Raw genomic sequence first — 3079 nt, forward strand, 5'->3', positions numbered from 1 at the left:
CGCACGTCTGAAAGCGCGCGGCGCTGTAACGCCAGCGCTCCGAGCCGGGTTGACGGCGAAGTTCTCAGAGGACTGAAAAGAGATAAATCGGAACCCACGCGATCAGCCAAGCCACAACAGCGAAAGCTCGTCACCCGCGTTCGTCACCCCTGCCGTGCGCCGTTCATCTCTTGCGCAAGGCCGTTCATCTCTTGCGCAAGGCCGTTCATCTCTTGCGCAAGCCGGAAACCCCGTGATACTCGCGCGCCAAGAACTCCTGTCGCGGAACCGCCAAATGTCCAAAACCAAAGACATCAAGAAAGTCGTGCTCTCCTATTCCGGCGGTCTCGACACATCCATCATCCTGAAATGGCTGCAGACCGAGTTCGGCGCCGAGGTCATCACCTTCACCGCCGATCTCGGTCAGGGTGAAGAGCTGGAACCGGCGCGCCGCAAGGCCGAGATGATGGGCATCAAGGACATCCGTATCGTCGATGTGCGCGAGGAATTCGTCGCCGACTTCGTCTTCCCGATGTTCCGCGCCAACACCGTCTATGAAGGCACCTATCTGCTCGGCACCTCGATCGCCCGGCCGCTGATCTCCAAGCATCTGGTCGATATAGCGCGGGAAACCGGCGCCGATGCGATCGCGCATGGCGCCACCGGCAAGGGCAACGATCAGGTTCGCTTCGAGCTCTCGGCTTACGCACTGAACCCCGACATCAAGGTCATCGCGCCGTGGCGCGACTGGACGTTCAAGTCGCGTACCGACCTGATGAATTTCGCCGAGCAGCACCAGATCTCGGTGCCGAAGGACAAGAAGGGCGATGCACCGTTCTCGGTCGACGCCAACCTCTTGCATTCGTCCTCCGAGGGCAAGGTGCTGGAAGACCCGTGGGTGGAGCCGCCGGAATTCGTTCATCAGCGCACCGTTTCGCCGATGGACGCGCCGGACAAGGTCACCGAGATCGAGATCGAGTTCCTGAAGGGCGATCCGATCGCGCTGAACGGCAAGAAATTGTCGCCGGCAACCATGCTGGCGACACTCAACGATCTTGGCCGCGACAATGGCATCGGCCGGCTCGACCTGGTCGAGAACCGCTTCGTCGGCATGAAGTCGCGCGGCGTCTACGAAACGCCAGGCGGCACCATCCTGATCGCCGCCCACCGGGCCATCGAATCGATCACGCTCGACCGAGGTGCGGCCCACCTCAAGGACGAGTTCATGCCGCGTTACGCCGAGCTGATCTATAACGGCTTCTGGTTTGCGCCCGAACGGCTGATGCTGCAGGCGATGATCGACAAGAGCCAGGAAGACGTCGAGGGCACGGTGCGGCTCAAGCTCTACAAGGGCAACGTCATGGTCACCGGCCGCAAGTCGAAGAAGACGCTTTACTCCGATGCGCTGGTCACTTTCGAGGACGACCGTGGCGCCTATGACCAGAAGGACGCCGCCGGCTTCATCCGCCTCAATGCACTGCGGCTGAGAACGCTGGCAGCGCGCAACCGCGCCAAGTAGGGCGGATGCGCGGTTTCGGTCGCTGCCTGGCGCCGCTGGTTGTTCTGGCGACGCCGGCCGTCGGCCAGGAGTTCGACCCCGCCTCTCTTGACCTTCCCGCGCTGATCGAGTGCAGGGCGGACGTTCCGACTTACAACGACTTTGCCCTGTGGCTGTCCAGCGCACCGGGTGCCGTTGAAACGCTTGGCTGGAAGGAGGTTGCCTCCGGCAATCCGTTTCTCAGCCAATACGAACTGCCGGCCAAAATCCGCGTGTTCAACCGCGAGACAGGATCGATCGTGTTTACCGCTGCGGGGCCGATGGCCGTGCTCGACGGCGTTGCCGCGCCGGAGCTTGCAAAAGAACTCGACGTCATGGCCGTGTTTTCCACGCCGCAAAAATTCCTTGGCGAAAAGGTCGTTGTCCAAAGCACCGAAGAGTCGGAAGGATTGACCTTCTCCACGGACGTCAAGCTCAACGTCTCGACCGTCGAGTCCCATCCCGGCAAGACCCTGGCCGGCTGCTCCTACACGCTCGAAATCAAATAAAAACCCGGCATTCACGCCGGGTTTTCGATCAAGTCAAAAATGGCCGGGGCCTCCTGCCCGGTGCATGGTCCGTCAATCGCCGTCGATCGCCGTGGCAATACGAGCGATGGCCTGCTGATAGACGCTCGCGGAATTCCAGCCGGCAATCGCGCCCATATTCGCACTCGCGCTCGCGCCTGCCCGCCAGCCATGGCCCTTGAGGAAGTTGGCGGTGGAAGCCAGCGCCGTGCCCTTGTCGCGCAGGTTTCCGCCGCCGACGCCATATTTCAGGACGTTTCCTGGCAGGAACTGCGTGTGTCCGATCTCGCCATGCGCGGCCCCGACCGACGAGGCTGTCAGCGCCCCGCGATCGACCAGCTTCAGGGCGGCGATCGCATGCGGGTAGAAGAACCCCGGGCGGCGGCAATCATAGGCAAGCGTCAAAATCGCAGAGACGGTGTTCTGGTTGCCCATGGCCGAACCGAAGCCGGTTTCCATACCCCAGATGGCCAGCAACACGCCCGGCGACACGCCGTAATTCGCTTCGATCTTGGAGAACAGCGCCGCATTCGACTTTTTCAGCGACCGGCCCTTGGAGATAATCGCCGCGCCGCCGCGCCGCCGCATGAAATCGTCCACCGAGCCGCTGAAGGCCTTGTGAATGCCGCGGTCGACGGAGATCGTCTTTGTCGCGTAGTTCGCCCCGGCCAGAGCGGCCAGCCCCTTGGCGCCCACACCTTCCGACCTGGCCTGCGCGGCAAAGTCCTGCTTCCAGGCCTCGAAGCCGGCGCCGGTCTTGCCGCAGCTGGCCGCTGCCTGTGCGCCCGTCGCCAGCGCAAGCACCGCCATCGCGGCCGCTGCAAACATCTTTCCCTTGGCAAGAATTGCCATGTTGATCTCCTGGTTGCCTGAATCACGTCCCAATTGCGAACTTGCCAGCGAAACGCGCACTTGTCACTGTCACCGCTGCAATGCTGGCGAATGCCGTGGAATTTGCCTAGGATCAAGTGATTATTGTGGCAAGGGGGCTGCATGCAAGACGTTGATGTCGTCATCATCGGCGCCGGCTCGGCGG

Annotated in this window: 3 protein-coding genes; 2 read left to right on the forward strand and 1 reads right to left on the reverse strand. The window is 62.2% G+C overall.

Going from position 1 to position 3079, the window contains the following annotated elements:
• The first annotated feature begins 274 nt into the window (after window positions 1-274).
• Window positions 275-1498, forward strand: coding sequence for an argininosuccinate synthase (locus EN991_RS29550; protein ID WP_127370076.1), 1224 nt, complete (start codon window positions 275-277; stop codon window positions 1496-1498).
• Window positions 1499-1503: 5 nt separating this feature from the next.
• Window positions 1504-2025, forward strand: coding sequence for a hypothetical protein (locus tag EN991_RS29555; RefSeq protein ID WP_127370077.1), 522 nt, complete (start codon window positions 1504-1506; stop codon window positions 2023-2025).
• 72 nt (window positions 2026-2097) lie between these two features.
• Here EN991_RS29555 and EN991_RS29560 read toward each other — a convergent pair whose 3' ends face one another.
• Window positions 2098-2895 carry a lytic transglycosylase domain-containing protein gene (locus EN991_RS29560; protein WP_024504026.1) on the reverse strand — a complete coding sequence of 266 codons (798 nt, stop codon included), beginning with the start codon at window positions 2893-2895 and terminating at the stop codon, window positions 2098-2100.
• Between the last annotated feature and the right edge of the window lie 184 nt (window positions 2896-3079).

The sequence above is a fragment of the Mesorhizobium sp. M7A.F.Ca.US.005.03.2.1 genome, from assembly GCF_003997795.1.
Taxonomy (GTDB): domain Bacteria; phylum Pseudomonadota; class Alphaproteobacteria; order Rhizobiales; family Rhizobiaceae; genus Mesorhizobium; species Mesorhizobium ciceri.

Excerpts from the sequence above, each read along its gene's own strand:
- EN991_RS29550 (WP_127370076.1), top strand. The coding sequence starts at position 275 with ATGTCCAAAACCAAAGACATCAAGAAAGTCGTGCTCTCCTATTCCGGC.
- EN991_RS29560 (WP_024504026.1), bottom strand. The coding sequence starts at position 2,895 with ATGGCAATTCTTGCCAAGGGAAAGATGTTTGCAGCGGCCGCGATGGCG.
- EN991_RS29555 (WP_127370077.1), top strand. The coding sequence starts at position 1,504 with ATGCGCGGTTTCGGTCGCTGCCTGGCGCCGCTGGTTGTTCTGGCGACG.